We start from the raw sequence: 26344 nt of genomic DNA, 5'->3' as shown, positions 1-26344 counted from the left end.
GGGAAAATTATGGCTCATGTTGATTCAATCTTTTTAAAACAACTTTTTACCGGGGAAGAAATTTACCTGATCCCTGAAAAAAAACAGGAGGAAGATACTGTTTCAGGACTGATTTCTAATCCTGTCGTAGCGGTTATTGAACCCGCGAAACAAGAAGTTATTGCCGAAGAAAAGCCAGTGGAAAGTATTCAGGAGAAGCCGCCTGTAGTGGAAATAGCTGTAAATATTCCGCAAATCAGTCAGAAGGTATTGATTCTGGTAGAAAGTATAGAAAAAGAAGAGGCTGAATTTCTGGCGAAAGTATTAGGGGCCGTCGGATTATCTTTAGAAAAAGTGGATTTGATTGATTTGAGTAAAACCGGACAAACAGATTTAAAAAATGTCTTGTCTCAGAAATTCGTCAATCAATTTGTTACATTTGGCGTTTCCTTGTTTAAGATTAACCTGGAAATCCCGCTCACTCCATATGAAATTCGTTCTATCCAGGGAATAAACTTTTTGTTTGCTCATTCCCTGACAGAAATTTCGTCGAATCAGAATCTTAAAAAACAGCTTTGGGCATCGTTGAAGAGCCTTTTTGCAATAGCATAGGTTTTACCATTCCATTCTTGGCATAGGGCTGACCTCCTGAGAACAGAATTCTCCTTTCTCAGCCTTGAAATGTGCAGCCATAGCGATCATACCGGCATTGTCTGTACAATATTGAAATTGCGGAATATAAATATTCCAGTTTTCCGTTTCTCCCATTTTTTGAAGAGCGCTTCTCAATCCTGAATTGGCTGAAACACCTCCGGCGATGGCAATTTCATTGATTTTATATTGTCTGGCTGCTTTTCTTAGCTTTTGCAATAAAATTCTGATAAGAGTAGCCTGCATTGATGCACAGATATCGTTGATATTTTCCTCAATGAAATCAGGATTTTGCCTGGTTTCTCTTTGCAGAAAGTATAAAAACGCTGTTTTTATCCCTGAAAATGAATAATTCAAACCAGGCATTTCAACCATTGGAAACTCAAAACGCTCAGGATTTCCTTCTTTGGCTTTCTTATCAATTAAAGGGCCCCCGGGATAAGGTAAATTCAGAAGCTTAGCTGTTTTGTCAAATGCTTCTCCGACCGCATCATCCTGAGTCTGTCCGATAATCTCCATATCCAGCGGAGCCCTTACCAGCACAATCTGAGTGTGTCCACCACTTACAGTGAGGCAAAGGAATGGAAATTTCGGAGCAGGATCATCAATAAAATGTGCTAAAACATGCGCCTGCATGTGGTTAACATCAATCAGCGGAATGTTTAAACCCAAAGCAAGGGATTTGGCAAATGAAGTACCAACCAAAAGTGCCCCTAAAAGACCCGGTCCACGGGTAAAAGCAATGGCATTTAGGTCATTTTTCGTTATATTCGCCTTTTGGAGTGCTTCTATTACTACCGGCACAATATACTGCTGATGAGCACGACTGGCAAGCTCAGGTACAACACCACCCCATTCTGTGTGAATCAGTTGAGTGGCGACAATGTTGGAATGTAATTTGCCGTTTATTATTACAGCCGCTGAGCTTTCATCACAAGATGATTCTATGGCTAAAATGGTCATTTGTTGTTGATTTTTAACTTATTATCCGGAAATTTCAGTTTTGCCGTTTTCAATAAAGATGCAAAATTAATGCAAATTCCGATACAAACCCCAACAACTTCTGACGAGACAGGAATGAATTACTAAATGTTGAAATTTTTCAAAATACTTACAAAAACCATCCTCTATTCAATAGTGGGTGTTTTACTGTTGGCTGTTTTGGGAATAGTGCTGCTGAGAACCTCTCCCGTTCAAACAAAACTTGCTCAATATTTTGCTCCGATTATTTCTGAAAAGCTCGGATATCCCATCCGGATCGGCAAAGTACATCTTAAATTTTTTGATGAAGTTACCCTTGAAAGCGTACGGGTGGACGACCCGGCCGGGTTCAAAATGATTAATATTGAAAAACTGGATGTCAATTTTAAATTAAAAAACCTGACCGACAGCGTTAACCTGAACCTGGATTATGCCAGACTGTATCACCCTAAAATTGTATTGGTGATTGATAAGAAAACGGGTTTGCTGAATATTGATGAATTTATCAGAAGAATAAATGTTTTAACTGCCCCGGAAATACCTAAAAAGCATCCGAAGAACTACAGAGGGCAACTTTTTACCATAGATGAAGCGGAAATTGTAGATGGGATATTCAGTTTTAATGACCAGCAGATTGAACCGATGAATGACAAAAAATCGTTCGATCATAATCATTTTACTTTTCATGAACTGAATACCAATATAAAAAACTTCCTGCTGATCAAGGATACCGTCTCCCTGCAAACAGTCAATTTCAGAGGATATGATAAAATATCTGATACAAGAATCCGAAAACTGAATACCAGATTTTTGATTTCTGATACCCAGATGAGATTTGATGATTTACTGCTTCAGTTCAATAATTCTGTACTTAAGAACCAGGTTTATATGTCATTCAGAAGCCAGAAGGACTTTAAACACTGGAATGAACTTGTAAGAATGCGTGCCAATTTTGACAGTACGGTTGTTCGCTCTGAAGATCTGGGCCGTTTTGTGAATGACATGTATGGTTTTAAAGGAGTTTATCACCTGAACGGACATTTTGATGGAACAGTGAACGATTTTAAACTGAAAGACTTTGAACTGTATTTTGGTAAAAAAAGTAAATTAAATGGCGATTTTGCCTTCAAAGGGCTGCCGGATATTCCTAAAACTGTGATGGATCTCAATATGAAAAAGTCATATTTTGAGGTCGCAGATCTGGAAATTTTTATCGGAAAAGATCCGACAGCAGCAATTTCCAAATTCGGACATGTTTCATTTGACGGCACATTTAACGGAACTCCTTCCAATTTTAAAACGAAGGGAATCCTGTTATCTGACCTCGGAACTGTTGATGCGGATGTGACGATGAAGCTGGAAAAGAATTCTTCGAAATCATTGTATGACGGTAAGGTAACATTGACCGATTTCAAGTTAGGGAAAGTACTGGAAAGCGATGAAATTGTGGGAAATGTGGATATGTCGGGGAATATCATCGGGAAGGGCTTTTCTGTGAAGGATGCTGTATTGAACTTTGACGGATCCATCAGGCAACTGATCTATAATGGTTATCCTTACAAAAATATTTATGTTGACGGGACCTTGCAAAAAGAGCTTTTTGACGGGAGGGTTGCTGTAAAAGATACAAACCTGGTTTTTGATCTTTCCGGAGAAGTGGATCTTCGGAATAAGCGTGACTATTTTGACCTGAAAGGAAAACTTTCTAAAGCAAACCTTAAAGCCCTTAAGTTTACAGACCAGAATCTCCGGGTTCAGAGTGAAATGAATGTACAGTTTCAGGGGCGTAAGCTGGATGATATTGTAGGAAGAGCCGATTTTCTGAATACCTATGTAAGCCTGGATCAGCGAAATTTGATTTTAGATTCACTTTCTCTGCTTTCACAGCGGGCCGATCGTCAGAGAGATATCAGAATACGTTCGGATCTGATGAATGCCCATTTTTCAGGTGAATTTCTGCCAACTAAAGTTATTCAGGATTTAAAGCAACTGGTTGGAGAATATAAATTGTTTTTCCTCGGGGATTCCAGAGAACGGGATGAATATTATCTGAAAAAGCTCAGTCTTCCCGCTCAGTTTTACAAGATTGATTACCGGTTTAATCTGAAAAACTTTGACCCCGTACTAGCATTGGTATATCCGGAAGGCCATGTTTCGAAAAAAACAGTAATTTCAGGTGATTTTGGCATAGGGAATACTTCTCAATTTAATCTCAACTCGAAGATTGATACTTTAGTATTGGGTAATTACAAACTCTATAATTCTGAATTAGACCTCAATACCTCAAAATATTATAACAATCCAGAAGTACTTGCTTCATTGGTTTTTAACTCTAAAAACCAGAAATTCAATATTTTTGCGCCTACTGAAAACCTTGAGCTGGAAGCTTCCTGGGAGAATGATAAAATCAGTTTTACCAGCGGACTGAAACAAATGGGACAATCTAACAAGGCCAATCTTAACGGAACATTAAAGATTATCCAGGATGGTCTGGAGCTTCAGTTTAAGCGATCAAAATTCAGATTGCTTGACCAGGACTGGAAAATTAATCCTGATAACCTGATTACGATTATCGGTAAGGAAGTCAGCTCTAAGGATTTGATTCTTTCCAATAACGATCAGGTATTGTCTCTTAACGGAACTGTTTCTCCGGATTCTCTTAAGTCCATTAATTTCAAGGCCGTTAATTTCAATCTGGAAACACTTGCCCCGATTATCTCGCTGAATCTGAAAGGTCAGGTAAATGCCAAAGTGGACCTGAAGGACGTTTATAAAAACATCAATATCGACAGTGATTTGAAACTGGATGGTTTTAAAATCGACAATTATCTGATTGGTAATATTTACGGAGAGGGGATTTATGATGAACAGAGACAATTGTTGAATGTGGATTACCGGGTGGAACGCCTGAATAATGAGATTCTGACTTTTAAAGGGATTTATGATCCGAAAAAAACGGAAAATACCCTTGATATGCTTGCCACGCTGAATCAGACGAATCTGGAAATTCTTGAGCCTTTTACGAAAGGAATTTTCTCAAAATTCAGCGGAACAGCCAGTGGTGGTATCAATATTTCAGGAACCTTGAGACACCCGATTATGAAGGGAGCAATTGATGTTAAAAAAGGGACTTTATTCTTCGATTATCTTAAAACTACACTCAATTTTGAAGATAAAATTTCTTTTGATACCGATGAAATCATAACCAAGAACTTAAGGGTTACGGATGAAGAAGGGAATAAAGCCAGTTTAAAAGGCGGGGTTTTCTATGATGGTGATAAAACCTTTACCTTATCACTGGATGCGAATATGAACCGCTTTAAGATCCTGAATACTCTTAAGAAAGACAATGATGTTTATTACGGAACGGCATATGCCACCGGAAGATTTAGCATAGCAGGACCGTTTAGTGCATTAACCATCGACGCAGATTTAAGAACTGATCGTGGAACAAGATTGTTTATTCCTTTGGATAAAGCACAGGAAGTAGAGCAGAATGAAATTGAGTTTGTCAGCGAAAGTATCAGAAAAGATTCAACAGATTCTCAAAAAGGCAAAAAGGAAGAGGTGGCAGATGGTGGAATCAAAATGAACTTTAACTTTAATTTCACTCCTGATGCCTACGGGGAAGTTCAGTTTGACAAGCAGACCGGAGATATTATGCGGGTTTACGGCAATGGTCTGATTAACCTGAAAATTGATACAAAAGGGGATTTCTCCATGACCGGAGACTATGAGATTGATCGCGGGGATTATACTTTTACCTTTCAGAATGTACTGAATAAGAAGTTTAACATACAAAAAGGAAGCAAGATCAGCTGGTCTGGGAATCCGTATGAGGCCATGCTGAATATCAAAGCTGCCTATACCCAATACACTTCTTTATTCCCGATTTTACTGGATACAACCAATAAGAGTAATTTGCCTGAATTTAAGAGGAGATACCCCGTTGACGTGATTATTGCACTCAGAGACCGATTGTTACATCCTCAGATTAGTTTTGACCTTGCTTTCAGAGATTATCCTCAGAACTCTAATTTTAACAGTGGAGTTACTGCTTTCAGTAATAAAATCAAGACTGACGATCAGGAGCTTACCCGTCAGGTAAGTAGTATGCTTCTGGTTGGTCAACTGATTTCGCCTTACAATCCGAATGCTTTTGCTTTAAGCAATTTTGTGAACAATTTAACGGAATTGCTCTCTAACCAGATCAGTAATCTGGCTTCTCAGCTTGATAAAAACCTCAATATCGACCTTTCGCTGAATGGAGGATTAAATCAGGATTTAATGAATAATCTTCAGCTAAGGTTCTCTTATAATTTTAACGACAGGCTCAGAATTACCAGAAGCGGAGGATTTACAGATGCCCGTAACCAGGCAAGTGCACAGTTTTTAATCGGAGATCTGGCGCTCGAATGGTTTATTACAAAGGATGGAAGCCTGCGTTTGAAAACCTATAACCGAAATGTTCAGACCTCTATTTTAGGCTCGTTAAATACCTACCAGACTTCGCTTTCGCAGGGAGCAAGTTTGCTTTATACCAAGAGTTTTAACTATTTCTTCCTTCCCAAAAAGAAGATTGTGCAGTTAGCTAATCCGCAACAAACAGCCACTGGCGGAGGGCAGGAGAGCGCTTCACCATCTGTGAAGGTAAACAAATAAGGCCGGGGAGTCAGCGACCTGATTAAGAAGAAAAGCTGAATAATTCCGGAATATAAATTCAAAAAGAGCGGGTCTGATTTTCATGAAATCAGACCCGCTCTTTTTGAAATCTAATGCTTGTCTTAAGAGACAAGGTTGAATTATTTTATTTGATTACAAAACCTCCTTCACCGATTTTGAATCCTTCTGCGTACAGCTCAACATTGTATTTACCCGACCGATAAGGACTTCCTTTGGCATACAACATTTCTACTGTCTGGTTGTTATTGGTATAAGAAATCTGTTCTTTGGATGTAAAAGCAAGCTCTTTTCCGTTGAAATTGAAAACTCCTGAACCCATAGAGCTGTCTGAAATTACAGCACCATCCGGGTCAAGTACACGCATCACAATTTCTTTGGAATCATTTTCTGCTACCGGATTAGGCGGAAGGTTAAATACTACTTTAAGCTTATCCACCTTTTTAGCTCTGTATTTCCCGCTCTCTTTTGTTTTGCCTTTTGACGTTACTGCAAAAACTTTCACGCCTTCAGCCTTTAAAGCGGCTGCCTTTTTAACTTTATCTGACAAAAATTCGTTTTTGGCAGAATAATCCTGAACAGTGGCATTAAGTTTTTCTTTGTCGGTTTTTAAGCCATCATTTTCTTTAATTACCCCTTCTTTCTCTCTGGAAAGACTCTCCTTCTCCTGGCTCAAAGTTTGATTCTGAGCAGTAAGTGTTTCGTTTTCCTGTTTCAGACGGGCAATTTCCTGATCTTTTTCAGCAAGTAAGGCAATGTAGTTTTTAATCTTGTCATTGTACTTGGCAGAAGAAAAATTAGAATTCTTTTTAAGGGCAATTTTATCTTTTTCAAGTTGTGCTTTTGCCGCTTCCAATTCATCAACTTTACCTCCCAAAGATTTAATCTCAGCAATTTTAGCATCCAATTGTGCCGAAACAGAGTCTAATCTGGATTTTGCTGAAGCTAATTGTTCAACTTTCTGATTAATTACCTGTTCCTGATTGACGGTCGTAAGCTTTGAGTCGTAAAGAAGATACCCCAGAAAACCCAGTAAAAGTAAAGTTACAGCAAGTGCTGCTTTTAATGCACCATTGTTGTTGTTGGGTTGATTCGTTTCCATTATTGCTCCTGTCTGTTTTTGTTAATAAATGAATTTCAATTCACGCGATTTCGTGAGTAAAAGTTGGCATAAATCAAGATTAATGGTAAGGGATAGTATAAGATAGATTTCGACACAAAGTTAAATGGCTTTCATTCAAACATTCAATGGTATAATTCATGATTGAGCGAACGGTAGGCTTACTTTAGTGTAATAATTACCATTTGAACGCATCTAAACGCTTTATTGTTGCTTTGAAATTATTTTGATTGAGTAAACGGTAGATTTGGAAAAAACAAAAGACAGCCCTGAGAAAAGCTGTCTTTCGTAATAAATATTTTGAACGGTTATCTATTTGACCTCGAAACTTCCTTCACCGATTTTATAACCTTCAGAATACAATTCTACAGCATATCGTCCTTTCTTGTACTCTACTCCGCCCCTTACATAAAGTATGTCAACAAACTGATTGGTATTGGAATACTGTATCTGTTGTTTGGCTGAATAAATGGCATCTTTTCCGAAAAGATTAAACGTCCCGGATCCCATCGCATTATCTGAAAGAATTGCTCCTTCCGGATCAAGAATTCTGGCAAAAATTACCTTTTCTCCCAATTTGGTAATCGGGTTTGTCGCAAGAGAGAAATTGACTCTTATTTTATCAACCTGGTAAGTACGGTAACTACCTGTTTCACGTTGTTTTCCTTTGGCAGAAATGGCGAAAACCTGTACATCCTGTGCTTTCAGGGAAGCTGCCATATTTACCTTGGCAGATAATTCCTTGTTTTTTACGGAATATTGACTAACAGAGTCGGAGAGGGTTTTCTTAATAACTTTAAGGGTAGAATTTTCAGAATTAAGGGTCAGGTTTTCTGTACTGAGGTTCTTGTTTTCGGCCACCAGAATCCCGTTTTGTTTTTTCAGTTCTACAATTTCTTCGTCTTTGATTGTAAGCAGCGCAATGTAATTGCTGATCTTGGTTTCGTATTTACGGGCTGAAAAACTATTTACCTGTTTCAGACCATCCTTATCCTGTTCAAGCTGAGCTTTTGTCGCTTCAAGTTCTTCAATTTTACCACCCAATTGTTTGATTTCAGCAATCTTGGAATCTATTTGTAACCCGATAGAATCCAGTCGTACTCTGGCTGAAGCTAACTCTTCTACTTTTGCATTTATTACAGCTTGCTGATTTTCATTGACAGTCTTGGCGTCATATAAAGAGTAACCTAAAACAGCTGCCAGTAAAGTCATAAGACCAAAGCCCGCTTTGAAAATTAGGTTGCTATATGGCTGTACTACGGGTTTCATAAATTAAATATTAGTTTGTTTAAATGCCTCTGAAACCAGGAAATTCTGCAACCGGATAATCAGGGGAAATGGCTTTAATATGCTGATAAAATATATGTTAGGCCTGGTTTAAATCTCTGTTAAGTTTTAATGAAAGAGGTTACATTTTGAAAGTACTAAATTACTAACTAAGTACTGATTAATGAAGCTGGGGTCAGAAAAACTTAATAATTAGGCCGTTTTAAGACATTAACTGTTAAACTCAATTTGTTTTAAGGTGTATAAATTTTTAAATACAGGTTTGAAACCAATCGAAAACTGAGAAAATTCATGAAATATGTGCCAACATGGTTTATTGAAAAACAATCTTCATATTTCTAAAAGCGAAAAAGCAATTACACTACCCGGGAGCTTTAAACATAAATTAAGTTTTTTCTGCTTAATTGCTTTAGCTTTCAGACTAATGATTAATTTTAAGGCTTTTATCAAATATATCAGGTTATTGAAAGAGAGTTGTACTGCTTTGCACTGACCAGATATTAACTTTTCAGACGACTTAAAGATGCCTAAATATGATTTTTTAGTGATAGGCTCAGGGATTGCAGGACTTTCCTACACAGCTAAACTCGCACAACATTTTGAAGACAAAGGTCAGGACGTAAAAATTGCGATTCTGACTAAAACCATTGCTGAAGAAAGTAATACCAAATATGCACAGGGCGGAATTGCAACGGTTTGGAATGAAGAAGATTCTTTTCAGAAGCATATTGAGGATACCATGATTGCCGGAGACTTTTTGTCTGACCGTCATGTAGTTGAAATTGTAGTAAAGGAAGCTCCTGAACGATTACAGGAGCTCATTGACTATGGTACGGAATTCGATAAGAAGCAGGATGGTTCTTATGATCTGGTAAAAGAAGGCGGCCATTCCGATTTCAGGATTCTGCATCATAAAGATTCAACCGGAAATGAAATTGAACGGGCATTACTGGCTAAAGTAAAGTCTTTTAAATCAGTGGATTTCTTCACACATTACTTTGCCATTGATCTGATAACCCAGCATCATCTGGGAGTGAAGCTCACCAAGGATACACCGGATAAAAGATGCTTCGGTGCTTATGTATTGAATACTTATACCGGTAAAGTGGAAACGTTTTTATCCAAAACTACTTTGCTGGCAACCGGCGGAATCGGACAGGTTTACCAATCCACAACCAACCCCACAATTGCTACAGGAGACGGGATTTCTATGGCTTACCGGGCAAAGGCCCTGGTTACAGGTATGGAATTTATTCAGTTTCATCCTACTTCTCTATATCAGCCTGGCAAAAAACCTTCTTTTCTTATCTCAGAAGCAGTCAGAGGGCATGGCGGAATTTTGAAGAATAAGGATGAAAGTACTTTTATGGAAAAGTATGATCCAAGATTATCGCTGGCTCCCCGTGATATTGTGGCTCGTGCCATTGACTCTGAAATGAAAAAGAATGGGGTAGATCATGTTTATCTGGATACCCGTCATCTGGAAGCGGAGGATTTTAAACATCATTTTCCAATGATTTATAGTTACTGTAAAGATAATCTGGGATTAGATATTACAGGAAATGATATGATTCCGGTAGTTCCGGCTCAGCATTATTTATGCGGAGGTATAAAGGTAAATGAATGGGGGCAGACTACAATCAATTTCCTTTATGCAGCCGGAGAATGCTCAAGTACAGGTTTGCACGGTGCTAACAGGTTGGCTTCCAATTCATTGCTGGAAGCAATCGTATATGCTGACCGGGCTTTTCTGAAGACGATTGAAGAATTCGGGAATAATCCGTTACCAGATAATATCCCTGACTGGAATGATGAAGGAACTACCCATCCTGAAGAATTGGTTCTGGTAACTGAAATGACCAGAGAACTGGAATCAATTATGAGTAACTATGTTGGTATTGTTCGGACAAACCGTCGTTTGAAACGGGCTTATGATCGTTTGGAATTGATATTTATCGAACATGAAGAACTTTACAGACAATCAAAGGTTTCAGTAAGAATCTGTGAATTGAGAAATATGATAAATGTGGCATATCTGATTATCAAGCAGGCAATTGCGCAGAAAGAAAACAGAGGCTTACATTACAACCTTGATAATATTAAATAATTCTCTTGGGTTTTGATGGTTTGTGAGATACAAACCACGGAAGTGCTGTATCTCACAAACCTTATCAAAAAAGCTTAATGAATATGTGATCTCAGATAATATACCAGAACATTTAAGCCTTTCTGGAAATTCTCATTATTAGGAATCACGATGTCACACATCTTTTTGTAAGGTCTGATGTATTTTTTGTAAGTTGGCTGCACATGATTTTTCCAGCGGTACATTACGTCCATTAAATCATATCCTCTCTCTTCGTTGTCCCGCTTAATTCTTCTGTTCAGCTTGATTTTATTTTTGGCGTCAATAAATACCTTGAGGTCAATCAGTTTTGCTACTTCCGGATAATGAAAAACAAAGATACCTTCTACCACAATGATGGGTTTGGGCTCAAATCTTAACATTTTCGGAACGATATTCTTATTATTAAAGGTATATTCCTTTTTTTCAACAATCTCCCAGTTTAACAATTTTTTGATGTCATTAGCCAGAGCCTCATCATCCATTGATTCCGGCAGGTCAAAGTTTTCCACCCCATTTTCATCCTTAATTTGTTGATCCAACGGACGATAGTAATTGTCCTGGGAAAGCAGACAAATTGCTTCTTCGGGAAGAGCAGCAAGAAGTTGTTTGAGGAATAATGTTTTACCCGAAGCACTGCCACCAGTGATGCCTACAATAAAGGGTCTTTGGTCGTTGGTCATTAGATGTGTTTATAATTGTCTTGGAAATATTATTGCGTGAGTTAACAATCACACTGCAGGCGCAATTTTCAATAAACCCCAAATTTTTTTTACAAAGTTAAGAACTAAAAGCAAAAATTTTGACAAAGGATTCTCTTTCCGTGATTTTGTGGAGAGAAAAATTACTTTTTTGTACAAAATCAATTAATTCGGCTTCGGTAAATAAGCGCATATTACAGCCTTCGTGCAGTTCCCCCGGCACTTTCGCCAGGCTTTCATCAATAAAAAGGAATCCGCCCGGTTTTAGAATTCTCCTGATTTCTTTAAGTATTTCAAGAGGTTGCGTAAACTCATGAAAAGAGTTGATTATTAGTACTTTGTCAAATATTCCTGAAGGGAGATTAGTGTTTTTCTCATCCCCGATTACAGGAATAAATTGCCCGGAAACAGGCTTTTGTGTTAGTTTTTCATAGTAAGAAATTCCTGCATCAATTTCTTCCTGGTTTAAAAAAAGAGGATTGATGTCCTGAATGAAAAATGTTAAATTTTCGTGAAAGGTGGCAAAGCCTATTTCCCAGATTCCTCCCCCGGCACCGATAGAAGCTATTACTTCTCCGGCCTTGAATTGATAGGCTTCCAATGATTTTTGCATAAAATCCCTGATAGTTAAAGAGTAAACCTGACTGGCTCTGAAATTTATGTGAAACGAAAAATTAAAGCCTGAAAATAAAGATTTTCAACGGATTATTTTAAACCGGAAAATAACCGGATAAAATCTGATACAAACCTGAGAGCTGAAATCTTTTGACTTTTCATATGCTACCTGAATAAGATACAATATTTAAAGCAATCCGGTCGTTTAAAAACTATCAATAATCAATCTCCGGCCTTAATCTTTTGTACATTATTTAAGGCAAAATATCTCAACCCTATTTACTTCAATACTTTTGTCCGGATTTTCATCCAAAAATAGCCAAAACTTAAAACGATAACGGAGAAAACGTATAAGTATTCCCGACACGACAAAGTGCACCGCTGAAACTTTGTCAATTAAACCCGGAGCCGTTACTTCGGGTTTTTGCTTTTGTCATTATATTTACGGCAAGTATTAAAATCCGTAAAATATGCCAAATTTTATTGCTAAAAACGCCAGTGTGATGGGTAAAGTTACCCTGGGAGAGGATGTTTCTGTCTGGTATGGAGCGGTGATCAGAGCTGATGTGGAAGAAATTACTATCGGAAACAGAACAAATATCCAGGATACAGCCGTTATACATGCTGATCCGGGAGACCCTTCAAGAATCGGACATGATGTAACCATCGGGCACGGAGCAATTGTTCATGGAGCAACTGTTGATGATTTTTCATTGATAGGCATGAGAGCTACTATTCTTAATAAAGCAAAAGTCGGGAAATTCTGTATCATCGGAGCCCATGCTTTGGTTACGGAAGGGATGGAAATTCCGGACTATTCGCTGGCAGTAGGCGCCCCTGCCAAAGTAATCAGGCAATTAACGCCTGAACAGGCAGAAAGATTAAAACAAAGTTCTGAACATTATGTAGAAATGGCGAAACGACATTTGTCAGGAGAATTTCCTTTATTGGAGTAAAAAACTGAAAAATATTGTTCTGCAGATTAAAATCGGGCATTTTCATTTATTTTCTGGTAGGATCAATCCTGAGGAAATCTCTTACATTTACGAAATTCCGGATCTTTCAAAATTAACCATCATATGACAAAGACACTTTACCTTGTTCGCCACGCTCAGGCTTCCGATTCGGTTAGTCCTGACCTCTACCGCCCTCTCACTCCCAATGGAATGATTGATGCTACCCGTATGTCAAGGCATTTATCTGCGAGAATGCAAGGGATACAACAGGTTATTACGTCTCATTCAGAACGGACCCAAATGACTGCCAGAATCTTTATAGAACAATTGGGCCTGCCCAAAGAGATTATGAAAACAGATGAATTACTTTATGAAAGTGCCACGAAGAATTATCTGAGTGCGGTAAACAATATTGAGGAAAAATATGATTCTGTGATGCTGGTGGGGCATAATCCCAGTATTTCTTATTTCGCAGAATACCTTTGTCATGAAGAATTCGGCTCAATGCCTACCTGTGCTGTGATTGGTATGTCGTTTGAAAACCTTTCCTGGGCAGAAGTTTCAAAAAGAACGGGTACAAGATTGTTTTATGACTCCCCGGATTCGATTTTAGGAGTGAAATTTGATTAATTTTGACTGAAAAATCAGAAAGATTATTTGAGGAAGAACGGACGGAGACCGTCAATAAAAATTATGAATAAGAATCAGAAAATTTTCAGATATGTATTGATCATTTTTACGATCATAATGGCTGTTCTGGCCTTTCAGATGGGGATGAATACGACTGCACCCTGGAATAAAAAGAAACAAAGACTGGAAAGGATGAAAGAGGATTCTTTACGCAAAGATTCTCTGGCTAAGTCTGATATGCCAAAGTAAGCCGAATCTGAAAGAAATTTGTTGAAACCGGGGAAGAATAAATGCATATTCTTCCCCGGAATTTTATTTCTCTTCCTCTAATGCCAGGATTTCTCTGAAAAGACTTAACACAGATTCACTAGGAGATTGACCTTTCCCCTCTTTGCTATTTCTGAAATAATCTGAAAAAAGCTCCTCCATAGATTTGCTTTCGAGCTCCGACAATGGATTTACGTCCTCATCTTCTGTATTTTTTTTCTTTTTAATCTCCGGAATAATCGGCATCATAAATGGATGCGCATCCATCAGTCTTTTCTTATCAGCCGATTCCAGATATGAGGTTGTAACCATGGTAATTTGTACAAGAGCCTCCTGATTTTGATTCAGCCAGTCTAAGGCATCTTCAACCTGTTCAAATTTTTGACGGAGCAGTTTTTTTCCTTTTTTTAGTGCAACTTTATGAAAATCAATGGGTTCATTTGGTTTAGCTGATAAAATCGAGACAAATTTTGTTTGATTTGCTTCCGAAAAACTATAAGCCAGCGGGCTGCTTGAATATACAATCGGACAGGGGTTCCTGTCAACCACCTGATAACGATGCAAATGACCCAGTGCTACATACTGAGTTTGTGCAGGAATATTTTCCGAGAAAATAACCGAGGCTCCTCCTACATGAAGAATAGGCTTCTCGTCCTCAGGTTCTTCAGGTGGATTACTGTCGCCCTTTTTCATCAGATAGAGGTGAGCAGCAAGGATATTGACTCCCTCTGTATCAAAATACCTGGAAGCCAAAGCCTCCCAATGATTTTGTAAATGTATTCTCAAAGAATCTTCAGAATCTTCTACTCCTAAAAAAGTCTTTAACCTCAGTTCATTGGCATAAGGTGTCAGAATGAGCCTCAGTGGAAATTCACAATCCGGAAGTTTCAGTTCTATAAAACCTTTGTCTGTTTTGGTTACCGAAACACCTGCCTGGGTGGAAAAAGGAGTAATTTCAGTATTGGGAAATCCGGCAAAAATAATTCCGCAGGCTCTTGCAAGGGCATCCGGAACCTCAATTCTTTCCGGAGAGTCATGATTTCCGGCAATAGCAATTACAGCTCTTTTTCCCTGATTTGAAAGCCGGTGTAAGGTGCTGTAAAGTAATTCTGTAGCTTCGGAAGAGGGATTGAAATTATCAAACAGATCACCCGCAACAATCACTGCATCAACCATTTCATTTTCAGCAATTTCACAGATTTCCTGAAGAACTTCTTTCTGTTCTTCAAGCCTTGAAAAAGTATCGAGCCGTTTGCCTAAATGCCAGTCGGCAGTATGGAGAATTTTCATTCGTAAGAAAACCGGAACGGTCTTTTATTGATTTGAGCTATTTTTTCCTAAAATTATAAAAATCTGAATGGATGAAAGAAAAATAAAATCCCGCAGGAATCTGATTCCGGCGGGATTTCTCAAAAAAAGACCTAAACACCGTTTATATCAATTTTTCAGACAAATGATTATAAAAGTGTTTAGGTCGGAATATGCATTATTTCAAGGTTGCAACGGCAGCTTTGATACGCTCACAAGCCTCTACCAGTTGTTCATCTGCCGCAGCAGTAGAAATTCTGATACAGTTTGGTGCACCGAAACCAGATCCTGCAACTGTTGCTACAAAAGATTTGGCAAGCAGCCAGGTACAGAAATCATCTGAATCCTTGATTGTTGTTGTTCCGTCAGATTTTCCAAAACATGCAGAAATGTCAGGGAAAGCATAAAAAGCGCCATCCGGCATGTTTACTTTGAAGCCAGGAATTTCACGCAATAAACCTACTACGAGATCACGACGACGAAGGTAAGCCTCCTTCATTTTATAAGCTTCCGTCAGCGGACCATTAAAGGCAGCAGTGGCAGCTTTCTGAGCAATAGAGTTAGTTCCTGAAGTAACCTGACCCTGCAATTTCTCAACACCATCAGCAATCCATTTTGCAGCAGCGATAAAACCAATCCTCCAGCCAGTCATTGCATGGCCTTTCGCCACACCATTTACAGTAATAACCTGGTCTTTGATTTCAGGAATAGAACCGATTGAGAAATGACCGGCCTCTGTGAAATTGATATATTCATAAATCTCATCAGCAAGAACAAAGATGTCAGGGTGTTTTGCTACAACGGCAGCAATTTCTCTCAATTCAGCTTCGCTGTAAACAGAACCTGTCGGGTTATTAGGAGAAGCGAACATAACCAATTTGGTTTTGTCGGTAATAGCAGCTTCAAATTGTTGAGCAGTAACTTTGAAATTGTTTTCAAAAGCACCATCCAGAATAACAGATTTTCCGTCGGCTAATTTCACCATTTCAGAGTAAGAAACCCAGTAAGGAGCAAAAATGATCACTTCTTCTCCCGGATTTACCAAAGTTGAAATAACGTTAGCCAGAGAATGTTTAGCCCCAGTTGAAACAACGATATTTTCCGGAGCCCAATCAAGGTTATTATCACGTTTGAGCTTATCAGCAATTGCTTTACGAAGGTCTGGATAACCTGCTACCGGCGAATAGCCATGAAAGCCATCATCAATTGCTTTCTTGGCTGCTTCGCAAATGTGTTGTGGGGTTTTAAAGTCTGGTTCACCAACTGAAAGACTGATAACCTTGTGTCCAAGTGCCGCGAGCTCCCGGGCTTTTTTGGTCATCCCCAGAGTCGAAGACTCTTCCAATGCATTAATACGATCTGCGAGCAATGCTGTCGAACTCATTTTTTATTACAATTTTAAAGTATGAATTAAAATGGGACATACTGTCCCTAAAAATTGTGCAAAGTTAGGTCAGTACGATCGGATGCAAAAGAAAAAATGTTTTTTTATTCTGATTAAAGAATTATCTATGGCGAATGAATCGGGGTAAAATCTACTCGTATGGGTGTTTTGGCTTATATTTACCTTTTCATTAATTTATTCAGTTATATAAAATGTCTGTATTTCTAATCCTGATTTTTGTTGCCGGATATCTCGCAATTGCTTTTGAGCATGGCATTAAAATTAATAAAACAGCCTCTGCGCTGTTAACCGGAGTGCTCTGCTGGACGGTTTATATATATGGTTCCGGAGAACATGAAAAGGTGCTTGAATCGCTTTCACATCATCTTGGAAACGTATCGGAAATCCTGTTTTTCCTGCTTGGGGCAATGACTATTGTGGAGTTGATCGACGCACATCAGGGGTTCGGTCTGATTACTAAGCGGATTACAAATCGAAATAAAACCGCACTTTTGTGGCTGATTGCTCTGATCACATTTTTCCTTTCCTCTGTGCTGGATAACCTTACTACGGCAATTGTAATGGTTTCTTTACTCAGAAAGCTGATAAAAGAGGCAGAAACCAGAAAGTTGTTTGCCGGAATCGTAATCATTGCCGCAAATGCCGGAGGAGCCTGGTCGCCTATTGGGGATGTTACAACTACCATGCTTTGGATAGGAGGACAGATTACCGCATTAAATATCATGAAGGAATTGTTCCTGCCAAGTTTGGTTTCCTTGCTTGTTCCGCTGGTTTTTATGTCCCTGAAAATGAAAGGAGAAGTTTTGCCGGCTTTAAAGCAGTCAACGGAGACGGAGGTGGAAGGCTTTAATCATGCAAACACGATGCTTTTGTTTGGCCTGGGAGCTTTATTGTTTGTTCCCGTTTTTAAAACCATTACACATTTACCTCCATACATGGGAATTCTTATGGCTCTTGCTGTCGTCTGGATTGTTTCAGAGATACTTCACAGTGGTAAAGATGAGGAAGCCAGAAAACCTTTTACCGTAGGTCATGCCCTGAGTAAAATTGATACCCCCAGTATTTTGTTTTTTCTGGGAATTTTAATTGCAATCGCTGCCCTGGAATCAACGGGAATATTATCGGGATTAGCAAAATGGATGGATCAGACAATCGGGAATCAGGATATTATTGTGGTTGCAATAGGATTGGCTTCCGCAGTGGTTGATAATGTTCCCCTGGTTGCTGCTTCAATGGGAATGTATGATTTATCCGCATTTCCGGCTGATGCTAAAATTTGGGAGTTTCTGGCTTATTGCGCCGGAACAGGAGGGAGTATTCTGATTATAGGCTCGGCTGCCGGAGTTGCAGTAATGGGTATGGAAAAGATAGATTTTCTCTGGTATTTCCGAAAAATCAGCCTTATTGCCTTGCTTGGGTATTTTGCAGGAGTTTTATGTTATTTGTTGATTTTCAATCTGTTGTATTAAGGTTTGGAGCTTTCCTGGCAGCAGTGAAAAAGAAACAGGGATTAACTTTATACGTTAATCCCTGTTTCTTTTTCAGGAGTAAATTCGTTTATTCTTTGACAAGTTTCTCGGTAAGTCTTTCAAAATCTTCGACCCATTTGTCATAATATTTCCCTGTTCCCGGACCGGAGAATCCTGTATGAATTTCGCGTACTTTTCCTTTTTTATCAATGATGATTGTGGTTGGAAAGCCTACAATTCTGTTTAGCATCGGTAAGGTTTTAGAAGCCTCGGCTTTATCATTTGTACCAGCCAGTACAACATCATAATCAATATCGAAACGCTTTTTCATTTTTGCGATTTTCGGCGAAGATTCCTTTAAATCGGCACTTTTTTCATAAGCAAGACCGATAATTTCAAATCCTTTGTCCTTATTTTTTTTGTACCATGGTGAAAGAAAAGTAGTTTCATCCATACAATTCGGACACCAGGATCCGAGAATCTGAACTATTACCACCTTATTTTTAAATTTAGGATCTTCCAGAGAAATCTTTTTCCCGGTTAAATCCGGAAAAGAGAAGGAAAGTTTATCAAATCCCGGTTTTAGGAAAGTCAATCTGTTAACATCTTCCAATTCTGCTTTTTCATCTTTTACCGCAGTCCAGTTTTCATGTCCTGTCGCCCCGGAAAAGAATTCACCTGTCATTTTATCCTTGGTAAATTTCGATTTGAACAGAAAAAGGTGTGAGCCATCAAAACAGGATAATTTCAGGCTGTCGCCATCAATATTACCTTGTAAAAAACGATAATCACCTGTGGTTGTCAGGAAGGTTCCTGTAACATCTTTTCCTTTTTGAGTGAAAATCCCAACTGCTTTGGTGGTATCTTTCAGATCGTCAGATAAAAAAGTGGTAGCCCATTTTCCGGAAACATCCTCAGAAGAGGGAGCAGTTGAAGCAACTTTAAATCTGGTTTTATCTCCGTAAAATGCCTGTAAATCTAATCTGGTATATTCTGTACCTTTTCTGCGTTTTTTCCAATAACCTGAAAGAGTGCTGTCTGAAGTTATTTTTGCAATGATTTCTGCTTCAAAAATTCCCATCGGAATATGCAGGGAGTCATCTTTTACGAAGGAGGAATCCATTTGCAAACGTTCCTCGCCATTGAGGGCAAAAACAGTATAGGTGCTGGAATCCGCATTAAGTGAAATGTCTAATCCGAAGGGTAATTCTCCGCCTTTAGAGGCAAGTACGGCGCGCCACAGGCCTGTCTTTGGTTTGGTAGAAGCTGATTTTGTACTGCAAGCGTAAATAATAGCAATTGCAAAAGGAATAATCAGGTAATTTAGTTTTCTCATGTTGATGCTTGATTTTCAAACAAATATATATTCTGAATTGTTAACGGACTAATTTAACGAATCAAATAATGCTTCCTGCAGAAAAACACGGGAATTTTTGCGGATTTGATATTTAAATCCAAATGAATATGCCGGGCACAATTTAGTTATAATGAATCATTAGCAGGCACCGGGAAATTTCTTAAATTTGTAACATGTATTTTCATTTCCGGGTTCTTCCTGTTCTGAAAATCCCCAATGATTTTTATTCGATTGTAACGTTAATTTTATATGTATCACCAACCTGTATTGCTACAAGAATGTCTGGACGGACTCAACATTAAACCTGATGGAATTTATGTAGATGTGACATTTGGAGGAGGAGGGCATTCTAAGGCTATTCTTGAAAGGCTGGGTGAAAATGGTAAACTTTATGCTTTTGATCAGGATGCAGATGCAAAGAATAATGCAGTGCTGATTGATGATAAGCGGTTCCAGTTTATTGAAACGAATTTCCGTCATATCAAAAAATACCTTCGCCTGTATGGTGTGAAGAAGGTGGATGGAATTCTGGCCGATTTTGGCATTTCCTCACATCAGATTGATGAGCCAAGCCGTGGGTTTTCTACCCGTTTCGACGGAGAGCTTGATATGAGAATGAATCGTTCTGCCAGTGTATCAGCTTATCATGTTATCAATGAATATTCTGAAGAACAGCTTCACCGGATTTTTGGCATGTATGGCGAGATAAAAAATGCTAAAACTCTGGCAAGTGCTATTTACAGTTCAAGAATGAATAATGCTATTCAGACTACCGCTGAATTGAAAAGTATTCTGGAAAAATTTGCGCCAAGGTTTAAGGAATTTAAATATTTCGCTCAGGTTTTTCAGGCAATACGGATTGAGGTAAACGAAGAATTAAAAGTTATTGAAGAATTTTTGGAACAAGTTCCGGAATTATTGAGCGAAGAAGGAAGATTATGTGTAATTTCCTTTCATTCTCTGGAAGACAGGTTGGTGAAAAACTATATCAAAACCGGGAAATTCTCCGGGGAGGTGGAAAAAGACTTTTTCGGGAATGAGCTTAAACCATTAACCGGAGTTACCAGAAAGCCTATAGAAGCTTCTGAGGAAGAATTAAAAGAAAATCCACGATCAAGAAGTGCCAAATTAAGAGTTGCTGCGTTACATAAATAAGTCATTAATTGTTAAAACCTCTTAAAGGCTTTGTTTTCTTAAATACGAAAAATCTCATAAACTTTTAAAATTAGCTTTACTGAAAAAAGATGGCAAAGAATGTATCCCGGAAGCCTCAGAATAATACTTCTAACTTTCGTTCTAATAAAGGGATTTTTGCCTTTTTCGACCGTGTTTTTAACATGGATAAAATACTGGGCGGGGAGTTTCCCGTTCATCAGATGCGCTACATCCTTTGGGGAACCTTTTTAATTGTGATTTATATCGGCTCCTCGTTAAACGCAGAGAGCTTAATTCATCAAATTGATAAAACCAAAGTAGAACTGGAAGAAATCAGAGCTGATTATACAACTCAGGATGCTGATTTTATGAAAGCCGGAAAGCAATCCGAAATTATCAAAAGAGTAGCTCCAATGGGTCTGGAAGAAAACAAAACCCCTCCTACAAAAATTATTGTGAAAGATTAGCTGGCATTTATTCTTTGTCTTAAGTGGTTGCCAATGATTTATTTTCAATAAAAACAATCATTCAGCACCGGAAATCATTGATTTACAAAAAATATTATGAGTAAGAATATTAAAGGCGACATCGTTTTCAGGGTTAGGGCGATGTTCTTGTTTATGCTGCTTTTTGCTGTTGGAATTGTTTGGAAAATCTTTTCCTTACAGGTTATAGATGGTGAGAAATGGCGGAAAAAAGCCAATCAGACTTATGTGAAAGAGCGAAGCGTTCCTGCGATTCGCGGAAATATCTACGCGGATGATGGTAGCTTACTGGCCACCTCGCTTCCCAAATACAGACTAGGTTTCGACCCTAAAGTAAGTTTGCTGAATGATAAAAACCTTAAAATCTACGAAAAAGGGATTGATTCCCTGTGTATCCTGCTTTCAAACTATTACGGAGATAAAGATGCGGAGGACTACAGGACTATGATTGCCACTGCCCGTGATAAGAAACTGAGTTATATTCTTCTTAATAATGATCTTGTTGATTATCAGACTGTTAAAAAAATGAGAAGATGGCCGGTTTTCCGGTATGGCAAGTTTAAAGGTGGTGTTGTTTTTGAAAAAGTGAATGTAAGATATACACCATTTGGAAAAATGGGCTACCGGACAATTGGTTATAAAAAAGACAAAGAGGCGGTCGGGATAGAAAACAGTTTTAATACGCAGCTGGCAGGTGTGGAAGGGAAAGGAATTTTTGAGAAAATGTCCGGAGGAAGCTGGAGACCCGTAGATGGGGGAGAGGAAGCAATTCCTGTAGCAGGATTGGATGTGCATACTACCCTAAATGTTAATATTCAGGATGTTGCGGAAAGTTCTTTGATGAAGGCACTTCAGCAATATGGCGCAGAAAGAGGTTGTGTAGTTGTAATGGAAGTGGCCACAGGGGAAATCAAGGCAATGACGAACCTTACCCGTACTGCTGATATGGGCTATGCCGAAACGTTTAATCATGCGGTACTGGGTAAAACGGATCCGGGTTCTGTTTTTAAACTGCCTTCGATGATTGCTATGATGGAAGAAGGAGATCTTGATAATAAGGAATGGGTGCAAACAGGTGACGGAATTTTTAAGATCGGAAGCTCTACCATGGAAGATTCCAATGTGAAGCATGGCGGCCATGGTACCATTACCGCCCAGGAAGTGTTTGAAATGTCTTCAAATGTGGGAACAATGAAACTGATGCTTAAATATTTTGGCGGAAAGGAGTCCAGATATTATGATTATCTGAAGAAATTTCACCTGACAGAGCCGCTTAACTTTCAGCTTAAGCCAGATGTTGCCCCGACGATCAAGCAACCATCACAGTGGTCAAAGATTACACTTCCCTGGATGTCTGTTGGTTATGAAACTTCGATTACTCCCTTGCAAATGCTGACTTTTTACAATGCAATTGCTAATAACGGAGTCTGGATTCAGCCGATTATTGTGAAGCAGACAAAAATTGTGGATGATGTTCAGGAAGATTTTAAGGCTTCCCAGGTAAAAATTGATGAACCGATCTGCTCTGAAAAAACATTGATGAAAGTCAGAAAAATGCTGGAAGGGGTTGTAGAAAGAGGAACTGCAAAAAATATTAAAAATCCTTTATACAAAATTGCCGGAAAAACCGGAACTTCTCAGAAATTGATTGGCGGAAAATACAGGGAAGGCATGTATTATACTTCCTTCATTGGATATTTTCCGGCAGATGCCCCTAAATACAGTTGCGTAGTAGTAATTGATAATCCGAGAGGGGTAAAAAAAGAGGCGCTTTATGCGGCAGATGTTTCTGCTCCGGTATTTAAAGAAATTGCAGATAAAATATATGCCTGTGACATTCAGATGCACCGGCTTTTGGATGCTAGAAAATATGATCCGAGGTATTTTGCCACCCAAAAGCATATTGCACATACAGGAGATATTAAAGCCATATGTGATGAATTTGGTATAGAAAAACAACCACAGGAGGAAGGCTGGGCTGTAATAAAGGGCGACAATGGTTCACTGGAATTTGAAAACCAGCTGAATCCGAAAAGCAAAGTTCCGGATTTGAGAGGGATGACCTTGAGAGATGCTTTATATCTTCTTGAAAATAAAGGTTTCAGGGTTAATTATAAAGGTGCCGGGAAAATAATCAGTCAGTCTATACCGCCAGGTTCTTTGGCCGTTAGAAACAGAGTAATCGGTCTGACACTTGAGTAAGATTTTTCCGGAATTAATCGTCAGCACTAATAAAACAATACATTCACAAAAAGGATTAAACAGCTTATATTTTCAATAGCAATATTGAGATGATAATCAATGAGAAAACTACAGGATATTTTAAAAAATATTAAGTCTATTGCAGTCAAAGGAGATACATCCGTTGAAATTGCCGAAATTATTATTGATTCCCGGAAGGTAACAGATAATACCTTGTTTGTTGCCATGAAAGGCACTCAGGCAGATGGTCATACTTTTATTCCAAAAGCTATAGAAGCTGGTGCGAAAGCCGTTTTATGCGAAGAGTTGCCTGAAAATCTTGCAGAGCATGTCACTTATATTCAGGTAGAGGATGCAGCGGAAGCGATGGGTTATGTCGCTTCTGATTTTTATGGAAACCCTTCAAAAAAACTGAAACTGGTAGGTATTACAGGAACGAACGGAAAAACGACCACTGTAACTTTACTCTTCAGGTTATTTAAGAAACTGGGTTACAGATGCGGGCTTATTTCTACTGTTCAGAATCAGATTGATGATGAAATAATTCCTTCCACACATACCACTCCGGATGCTGTAAATTTGAATAAACTTCTGGCTGAAATGGTCGATGCAGGATGTACACATGCATTTATGGAGGTCAGTTCTCATGCTGTGGTTCAGCATCGTATCACCGGAATTACTTTCAGAGGAGCTATTTTTTCAAATATTACCCACGATCACCTCGATTTCCACGGGACTTTTGAAAACTATATTAAAGCTAAAAAAGGCTTTTTTGATGCCTTACCTAAGCAGGCATTTGCTTTAACGAATATAGATGACCGAAGAGGTTCTGTGATGGTTCAGAATACACAGGCTGCCAAACATACCTATTCACTGGAAACACTGGCTTCATTTAAGGGCAAGCTGATTGCAGACAGTCTTTATGGTTTGCAGATGGAAATTGACGGACGTGAGATCCACTTTCAGCTTATAGGAACATTCAATGCCTATAATCTGCTTGCTATCTATGGAGCGGCGGTTTTGTTGGGAGAAGATAAAGACGAAGTATTATTACAGCTTTCAGGTTTGCAGACTGCTCCCGGAAGGTTTGAACAATTGATTTCAAAGGATCTGAAAGTAGGCATTGTTGATTATGCCCATACACCGGATGCTTTGAAAAATGTCCTGCAGACAATTAATGAAATTAAAGAAGGTAATCAGCAGGTTATTACTGTGGTTGGCTGCGGAGGAAACCGGGATACAACCAAACGCCCGATCATGGCCAAAATTGCCTGCGAATTAAGCAATAAAGTGATTCTTACTTCTGATAATCCAAGAAATGAAGATCCGGCGGATATTCTGGCACAAATGCAGAAAGGGGTTCCTCCGATTGATTTTAAGAAAACAAAAGTTATAGAAGAGAGAAAGGAGGCCATTTTTTATGCGGTCAGAGAACTGGCCCAGGCCGGAGATATTATTTTGGTAGCAGGGAAAGGACATGAAACATATCAGGAGATAAAAGGAGTAAAACATGATTTTGATGATAAAAAAGTTCTGAAAGAGGCATTCTCAGCTTAAATCGCCCTGAACGAAAGAAAATGTTGCTCTCAAACAAGTTATTACTCGTTTAAAATGTTGACATTTACAATTCCGAATCATTCACTGTTGACCAAAGCAAAAACCATTATCCAATGCTTTATTATTTATTTGATTACCTAGACAAACATTTTAATCTTCCGGGAGCGGGTGTATTTCAGTACATCACTTTCCGGGCATTCGCCGCTACGGTAACTTCTCTCGGAATTGCTGCTATCTGGGGAAAATCTGTTATTAACTTTCTTAGAAAATTACAAATTGGTGAAGACATCAGAGACTTAGGTCTGGAAGGTCAGATGCAGAAAAAAGGAACTCCTACTATGGGAGGGTTTATCATCTTGTTATCTCTTCTGATTCCTACTTTACTTTTTGCCAAATTACATAATGTTTATATTATTTTGTTGATTGTAACAGCTCTCTGGCTTGGTGGAGTGGGTTTTTTGGATGATTATATCAAAGTTTTCAAGAAAAATAAGGAAGGGCTTTCAGGTAGATTTAAAATTGTGGGTCAGGTTGGCCTGGGCCTGATTGTCGGCCTTACCATGTATTTCAATGATAACATAAAAGTACGTTTTTACGAAAAAGCCAAAATCAGTACAAATATCGGGGAAATCCAAAAATTTACAGATACTAAATCACTGATTACTACGGTTCCTTTTCTGAAAAACAATCAGTTCGATTATAATTACCTTCTACCTGATTTTATACCTGATCAGTACGTCTGGGTGGTATATGTTTTTGTAATTATCTTTATTATTACTGCTGTTTCCAACGGGGCAAATATTACAGATGGTATCGATGGACTGGCTGCCGGAACTTCAGTGATTATTGGGATTACCCTGGCAGTTTTAGCATATGTTTCGGGTAACAAAGTATTCTCTCAATATCTGAATGTTATGTTTATTCCCAACTCAGGAGAGCTCGCTATATTTTGTGCCGCCTTTGTAGGGGCCTGCGTCGGATTTTTATGGTACAATGCTTATCCGGCTCAGGTGTTTATGGGTGATACGGGAAGCCTTATGCTTGGCGGGATTATCGCAACATTGTCGATTGTACTCAGAAAAGAAATGCTTATCCCGGTGCTTTGCGGGATTTTCCTGATTGAACTTTTATCGGTAATCTTTCAGGTTTCCTATTTCAAATATACCAAACGAAAGTATGGTGAAGGAAGGCGCATATTGCTGATGTCTCCATTACACCACCATTTCCAGAAAAAAAGTTATCACGAGTCAAAAATCGTAACGCGTTTCTGGATTGTCGGAATCTTATTGGCAGTGGTAACATTGGTTACTTTGAAATTGAGATAAAACCCGAAAAATATACAAATACGGCGGCCGGAATTTATTCCGGCCGCTTTTATTTTAAAGGCTGTTTACTGAAATTCATACAAAATCTC

20 protein-coding genes are annotated in these 26344 nt (G+C 38.6%); 12 read left to right on the top strand and 8 right to left on the bottom strand.

The features are described from left to right. Positions 1-9: 9 nt before the first annotated feature. A complete protein-coding gene (locus BM179_RS13765) occupies positions 10-591 on the top strand; it encodes a hypothetical protein (protein ID WP_092017724.1) in 582 nt (193 codons plus the stop codon). A 3-nt stretch (positions 592-594) separates the two neighbouring features. On the opposite strand, the gene tsaD is transcribed toward BM179_RS13765, so the two are convergent. Then, on the bottom strand, positions 595-1593 hold the full coding sequence (gene tsaD, locus BM179_RS13760; RefSeq protein ID WP_092017723.1) for a tRNA (adenosine(37)-N6)-threonylcarbamoyltransferase complex transferase subunit TsaD: 999 nt from the start codon (positions 1591-1593) through the stop codon (positions 595-597). Between the two features lie 126 nt (positions 1594-1719). Between tsaD and BM179_RS13755 the strand changes: the two genes are divergently transcribed. Further along, positions 1720-6273, top strand: coding sequence for a translocation/assembly module TamB domain-containing protein (locus tag BM179_RS13755; RefSeq protein WP_092017722.1), 4554 nt, complete (start codon positions 1720-1722; stop codon positions 6271-6273). 145 nt (positions 6274-6418) lie between these two features. On the opposite strand, the gene BM179_RS13750 is transcribed toward BM179_RS13755, so the two are convergent. Both BM179_RS13750 and BM179_RS13745 read right to left on the bottom strand, forming a co-directional pair. Then, a complete protein-coding gene (locus BM179_RS13750; protein WP_092017721.1) occupies positions 6419-7393 on the bottom strand; it encodes a DUF8428 domain-containing protein in 975 nt (324 codons plus the stop codon). A 330-nt stretch (positions 7394-7723) separates the two neighbouring features. Continuing rightward, complete coding sequence (locus BM179_RS13745; protein WP_143095229.1) at positions 7724-8680, bottom strand: DUF8428 domain-containing protein; 957 nt, start codon at positions 8678-8680, stop codon at positions 7724-7726. Between the two features lie 541 nt (positions 8681-9221). Between BM179_RS13745 and nadB the strand changes: the two genes are divergently transcribed. Further along, entirely contained in the window at positions 9222-10805 is a 1584-nt protein-coding gene (gene nadB / locus BM179_RS13740) for an L-aspartate oxidase (RefSeq protein WP_092017719.1), read from the top strand. A gap of 74 nt (positions 10806-10879) precedes the next feature. Here nadB and udk read toward each other — a convergent pair whose 3' ends face one another. Both udk and BM179_RS13730 read right to left on the bottom strand, forming a co-directional pair. After that, positions 10880-11506, bottom strand: a complete 627-nt coding sequence (udk, locus tag BM179_RS13735; RefSeq protein ID WP_092017718.1) for a uridine kinase — start codon at positions 11504-11506, stop codon at positions 10880-10882. 97 nt (positions 11507-11603) lie between these two features. Beyond that, positions 11604-12137: a class I SAM-dependent methyltransferase gene (locus tag BM179_RS13730; RefSeq protein WP_092017717.1), complete on the bottom strand. Its 534-nt coding sequence runs from the start codon at positions 12135-12137 to the stop codon at positions 11604-11606. 472 nt (positions 12138-12609) lie between these two features. On the opposite strand from BM179_RS13730, the gene BM179_RS13725 reads away from it, so the two are divergent. From BM179_RS13725 to BM179_RS13715, 3 genes are all read left to right on the top strand, one after another. Beyond that, on the top strand, positions 12610-13095 hold the full coding sequence (locus BM179_RS13725; protein WP_092017716.1) for a gamma carbonic anhydrase family protein: 486 nt from the start codon (positions 12610-12612) through the stop codon (positions 13093-13095). A 123-nt stretch (positions 13096-13218) separates the two neighbouring features. Further along, positions 13219-13725: a SixA phosphatase family protein gene (locus BM179_RS13720; protein ID WP_092017715.1), complete on the top strand. Its 507-nt coding sequence runs from the start codon at positions 13219-13221 to the stop codon at positions 13723-13725. Between the two features lie 63 nt (positions 13726-13788). Next, complete coding sequence (locus BM179_RS13715; RefSeq protein ID WP_092017714.1) at positions 13789-13974, top strand: hypothetical protein; 186 nt, start codon at positions 13789-13791, stop codon at positions 13972-13974. A 63-nt stretch (positions 13975-14037) separates the two neighbouring features. Here BM179_RS13715 and BM179_RS13710 read toward each other — a convergent pair whose 3' ends face one another. Both BM179_RS13710 and BM179_RS13705 read right to left on the bottom strand, forming a co-directional pair. Further along, positions 14038-15282: a metallophosphoesterase family protein gene (locus BM179_RS13710; protein ID WP_092017713.1), complete on the bottom strand. Its 1245-nt coding sequence runs from the start codon at positions 15280-15282 to the stop codon at positions 14038-14040. Positions 15283-15478: 196 nt separating this feature from the next. Next, complete coding sequence (locus BM179_RS13705) at positions 15479-16684, bottom strand: pyridoxal phosphate-dependent aminotransferase (protein ID WP_092017712.1); 1206 nt, start codon at positions 16682-16684, stop codon at positions 15479-15481. A gap of 212 nt (positions 16685-16896) precedes the next feature. Between BM179_RS13705 and nhaD the strand changes: the two genes are divergently transcribed. After that, positions 16897-18174 carry a sodium:proton antiporter NhaD gene (nhaD, locus tag BM179_RS13700; protein ID WP_092017711.1) on the top strand — a complete coding sequence of 426 codons (1278 nt, stop codon included), beginning with the start codon at positions 16897-16899 and terminating at the stop codon, positions 18172-18174. A gap of 88 nt (positions 18175-18262) precedes the next feature. On the opposite strand, the gene BM179_RS13695 is transcribed toward nhaD, so the two are convergent. Continuing rightward, entirely contained in the window at positions 18263-19510 is a 1248-nt protein-coding gene (locus BM179_RS13695; protein WP_092017710.1) for a TlpA disulfide reductase family protein, read from the bottom strand. A gap of 270 nt (positions 19511-19780) precedes the next feature. Between BM179_RS13695 and rsmH the strand changes: the two genes are divergently transcribed. The 5 genes from rsmH to mraY all read left to right on the top strand — a co-directional run bounded on the left by rsmH (position 19781) and on the right by mraY (position 26255). After that, a complete protein-coding gene (gene rsmH, locus BM179_RS13690) occupies positions 19781-20686 on the top strand; it encodes a 16S rRNA (cytosine(1402)-N(4))-methyltransferase RsmH (RefSeq protein WP_092017709.1) in 906 nt (301 codons plus the stop codon). 89 nt (positions 20687-20775) lie between these two features. Continuing rightward, a complete protein-coding gene (locus tag BM179_RS13685) occupies positions 20776-21153 on the top strand; it encodes an FtsL-like putative cell division protein (RefSeq protein WP_092017708.1) in 378 nt (125 codons plus the stop codon). 96 nt (positions 21154-21249) lie between these two features. Further along, positions 21250-23373 (top strand): PASTA domain-containing penicillin-binding protein, encoded by a 2124-nt coding sequence (locus tag BM179_RS13680; RefSeq protein WP_092017707.1) that lies wholly within the window; start codon positions 21250-21252, stop codon positions 23371-23373. Positions 23374-23472: 99 nt separating this feature from the next. After that, positions 23473-24930, top strand: a complete 1458-nt coding sequence (locus tag BM179_RS13675) for a UDP-N-acetylmuramoyl-L-alanyl-D-glutamate--2,6-diaminopimelate ligase (protein ID WP_092017706.1) — start codon at positions 23473-23475, stop codon at positions 24928-24930. Between the two features lie 113 nt (positions 24931-25043). After that, on the top strand, positions 25044-26255 hold the full coding sequence (gene mraY, locus BM179_RS13670) for a phospho-N-acetylmuramoyl-pentapeptide-transferase (protein WP_092017705.1): 1212 nt from the start codon (positions 25044-25046) through the stop codon (positions 26253-26255). Positions 26256-26344 lie beyond the last annotated feature (89 nt).

Origin of the sequence: Pseudarcicella hirudinis (genome assembly GCF_900115665.1) — a bacterium.
Classification (GTDB): domain Bacteria; phylum Bacteroidota; class Bacteroidia; order Cytophagales; family Spirosomataceae; genus Pseudarcicella; species Pseudarcicella hirudinis.
Note: the sequence above shows the minus strand (reverse complement) of the source record. Positions and strands in the feature narration are given on the sequence as shown.

Coding starts and splice junctions, on each gene's coding strand:
- tsaD (WP_092017723.1), bottom strand. CDS start 1,593: ATGACCATTTTAGCCATAGAATCATCTTGTGATGAAAGCTCAGCGGCT.
- BM179_RS13710 (WP_092017713.1), bottom strand. CDS start 15,282: ATGAAAATTCTCCATACTGCCGACTGGCATTTAGGCAAACGGCTCGAT.
- BM179_RS13685 (WP_092017708.1), top strand. CDS start 20,776: ATGGCAAAGAATGTATCCCGGAAGCCTCAGAATAATACTTCTAACTTT.
- BM179_RS13680 (WP_092017707.1), top strand. CDS start 21,250: ATGAGTAAGAATATTAAAGGCGACATCGTTTTCAGGGTTAGGGCGATG.
- BM179_RS13755 (WP_092017722.1), top strand. CDS start 1,720: ATGTTGAAATTTTTCAAAATACTTACAAAAACCATCCTCTATTCAATA.
- BM179_RS13750 (WP_092017721.1), bottom strand. CDS start 7,393: ATGGAAACGAATCAACCCAACAACAACAATGGTGCATTAAAAGCAGCA.
- BM179_RS13715 (WP_092017714.1), top strand. CDS start 13,789: ATGAATAAGAATCAGAAAATTTTCAGATATGTATTGATCATTTTTACG.
- BM179_RS13705 (WP_092017712.1), bottom strand. CDS start 16,684: ATGAGTTCGACAGCATTGCTCGCAGATCGTATTAATGCATTGGAAGAG.
- nhaD (WP_092017711.1), top strand. CDS start 16,897: ATGTCTGTATTTCTAATCCTGATTTTTGTTGCCGGATATCTCGCAATT.
- udk (WP_092017718.1), bottom strand. CDS start 11,506: ATGACCAACGACCAAAGACCCTTTATTGTAGGCATCACTGGTGGCAGT.
- rsmH (WP_092017709.1), top strand. CDS start 19,781: ATGTATCACCAACCTGTATTGCTACAAGAATGTCTGGACGGACTCAAC.
- BM179_RS13730 (WP_092017717.1), bottom strand. CDS start 12,137: ATGCAAAAATCATTGGAAGCCTATCAATTCAAGGCCGGAGAAGTAATA.
- BM179_RS13675 (WP_092017706.1), top strand. CDS start 23,473: ATGAGAAAACTACAGGATATTTTAAAAAATATTAAGTCTATTGCAGTC.
- BM179_RS13765 (WP_092017724.1), top strand. CDS start 10: ATGGCTCATGTTGATTCAATCTTTTTAAAACAACTTTTTACCGGGGAA.
- mraY (WP_092017705.1), top strand. CDS start 25,044: ATGCTTTATTATTTATTTGATTACCTAGACAAACATTTTAATCTTCCG.
- BM179_RS13725 (WP_092017716.1), top strand. CDS start 12,610: ATGCCAAATTTTATTGCTAAAAACGCCAGTGTGATGGGTAAAGTTACC.
- BM179_RS13745 (WP_143095229.1), bottom strand. CDS start 8,680: ATGAAACCCGTAGTACAGCCATATAGCAACCTAATTTTCAAAGCGGGC.
- nadB (WP_092017719.1), top strand. CDS start 9,222: ATGCCTAAATATGATTTTTTAGTGATAGGCTCAGGGATTGCAGGACTT.
- BM179_RS13695 (WP_092017710.1), bottom strand. CDS start 19,510: ATGAGAAAACTAAATTACCTGATTATTCCTTTTGCAATTGCTATTATT.
- BM179_RS13720 (WP_092017715.1), top strand. CDS start 13,219: ATGACAAAGACACTTTACCTTGTTCGCCACGCTCAGGCTTCCGATTCG.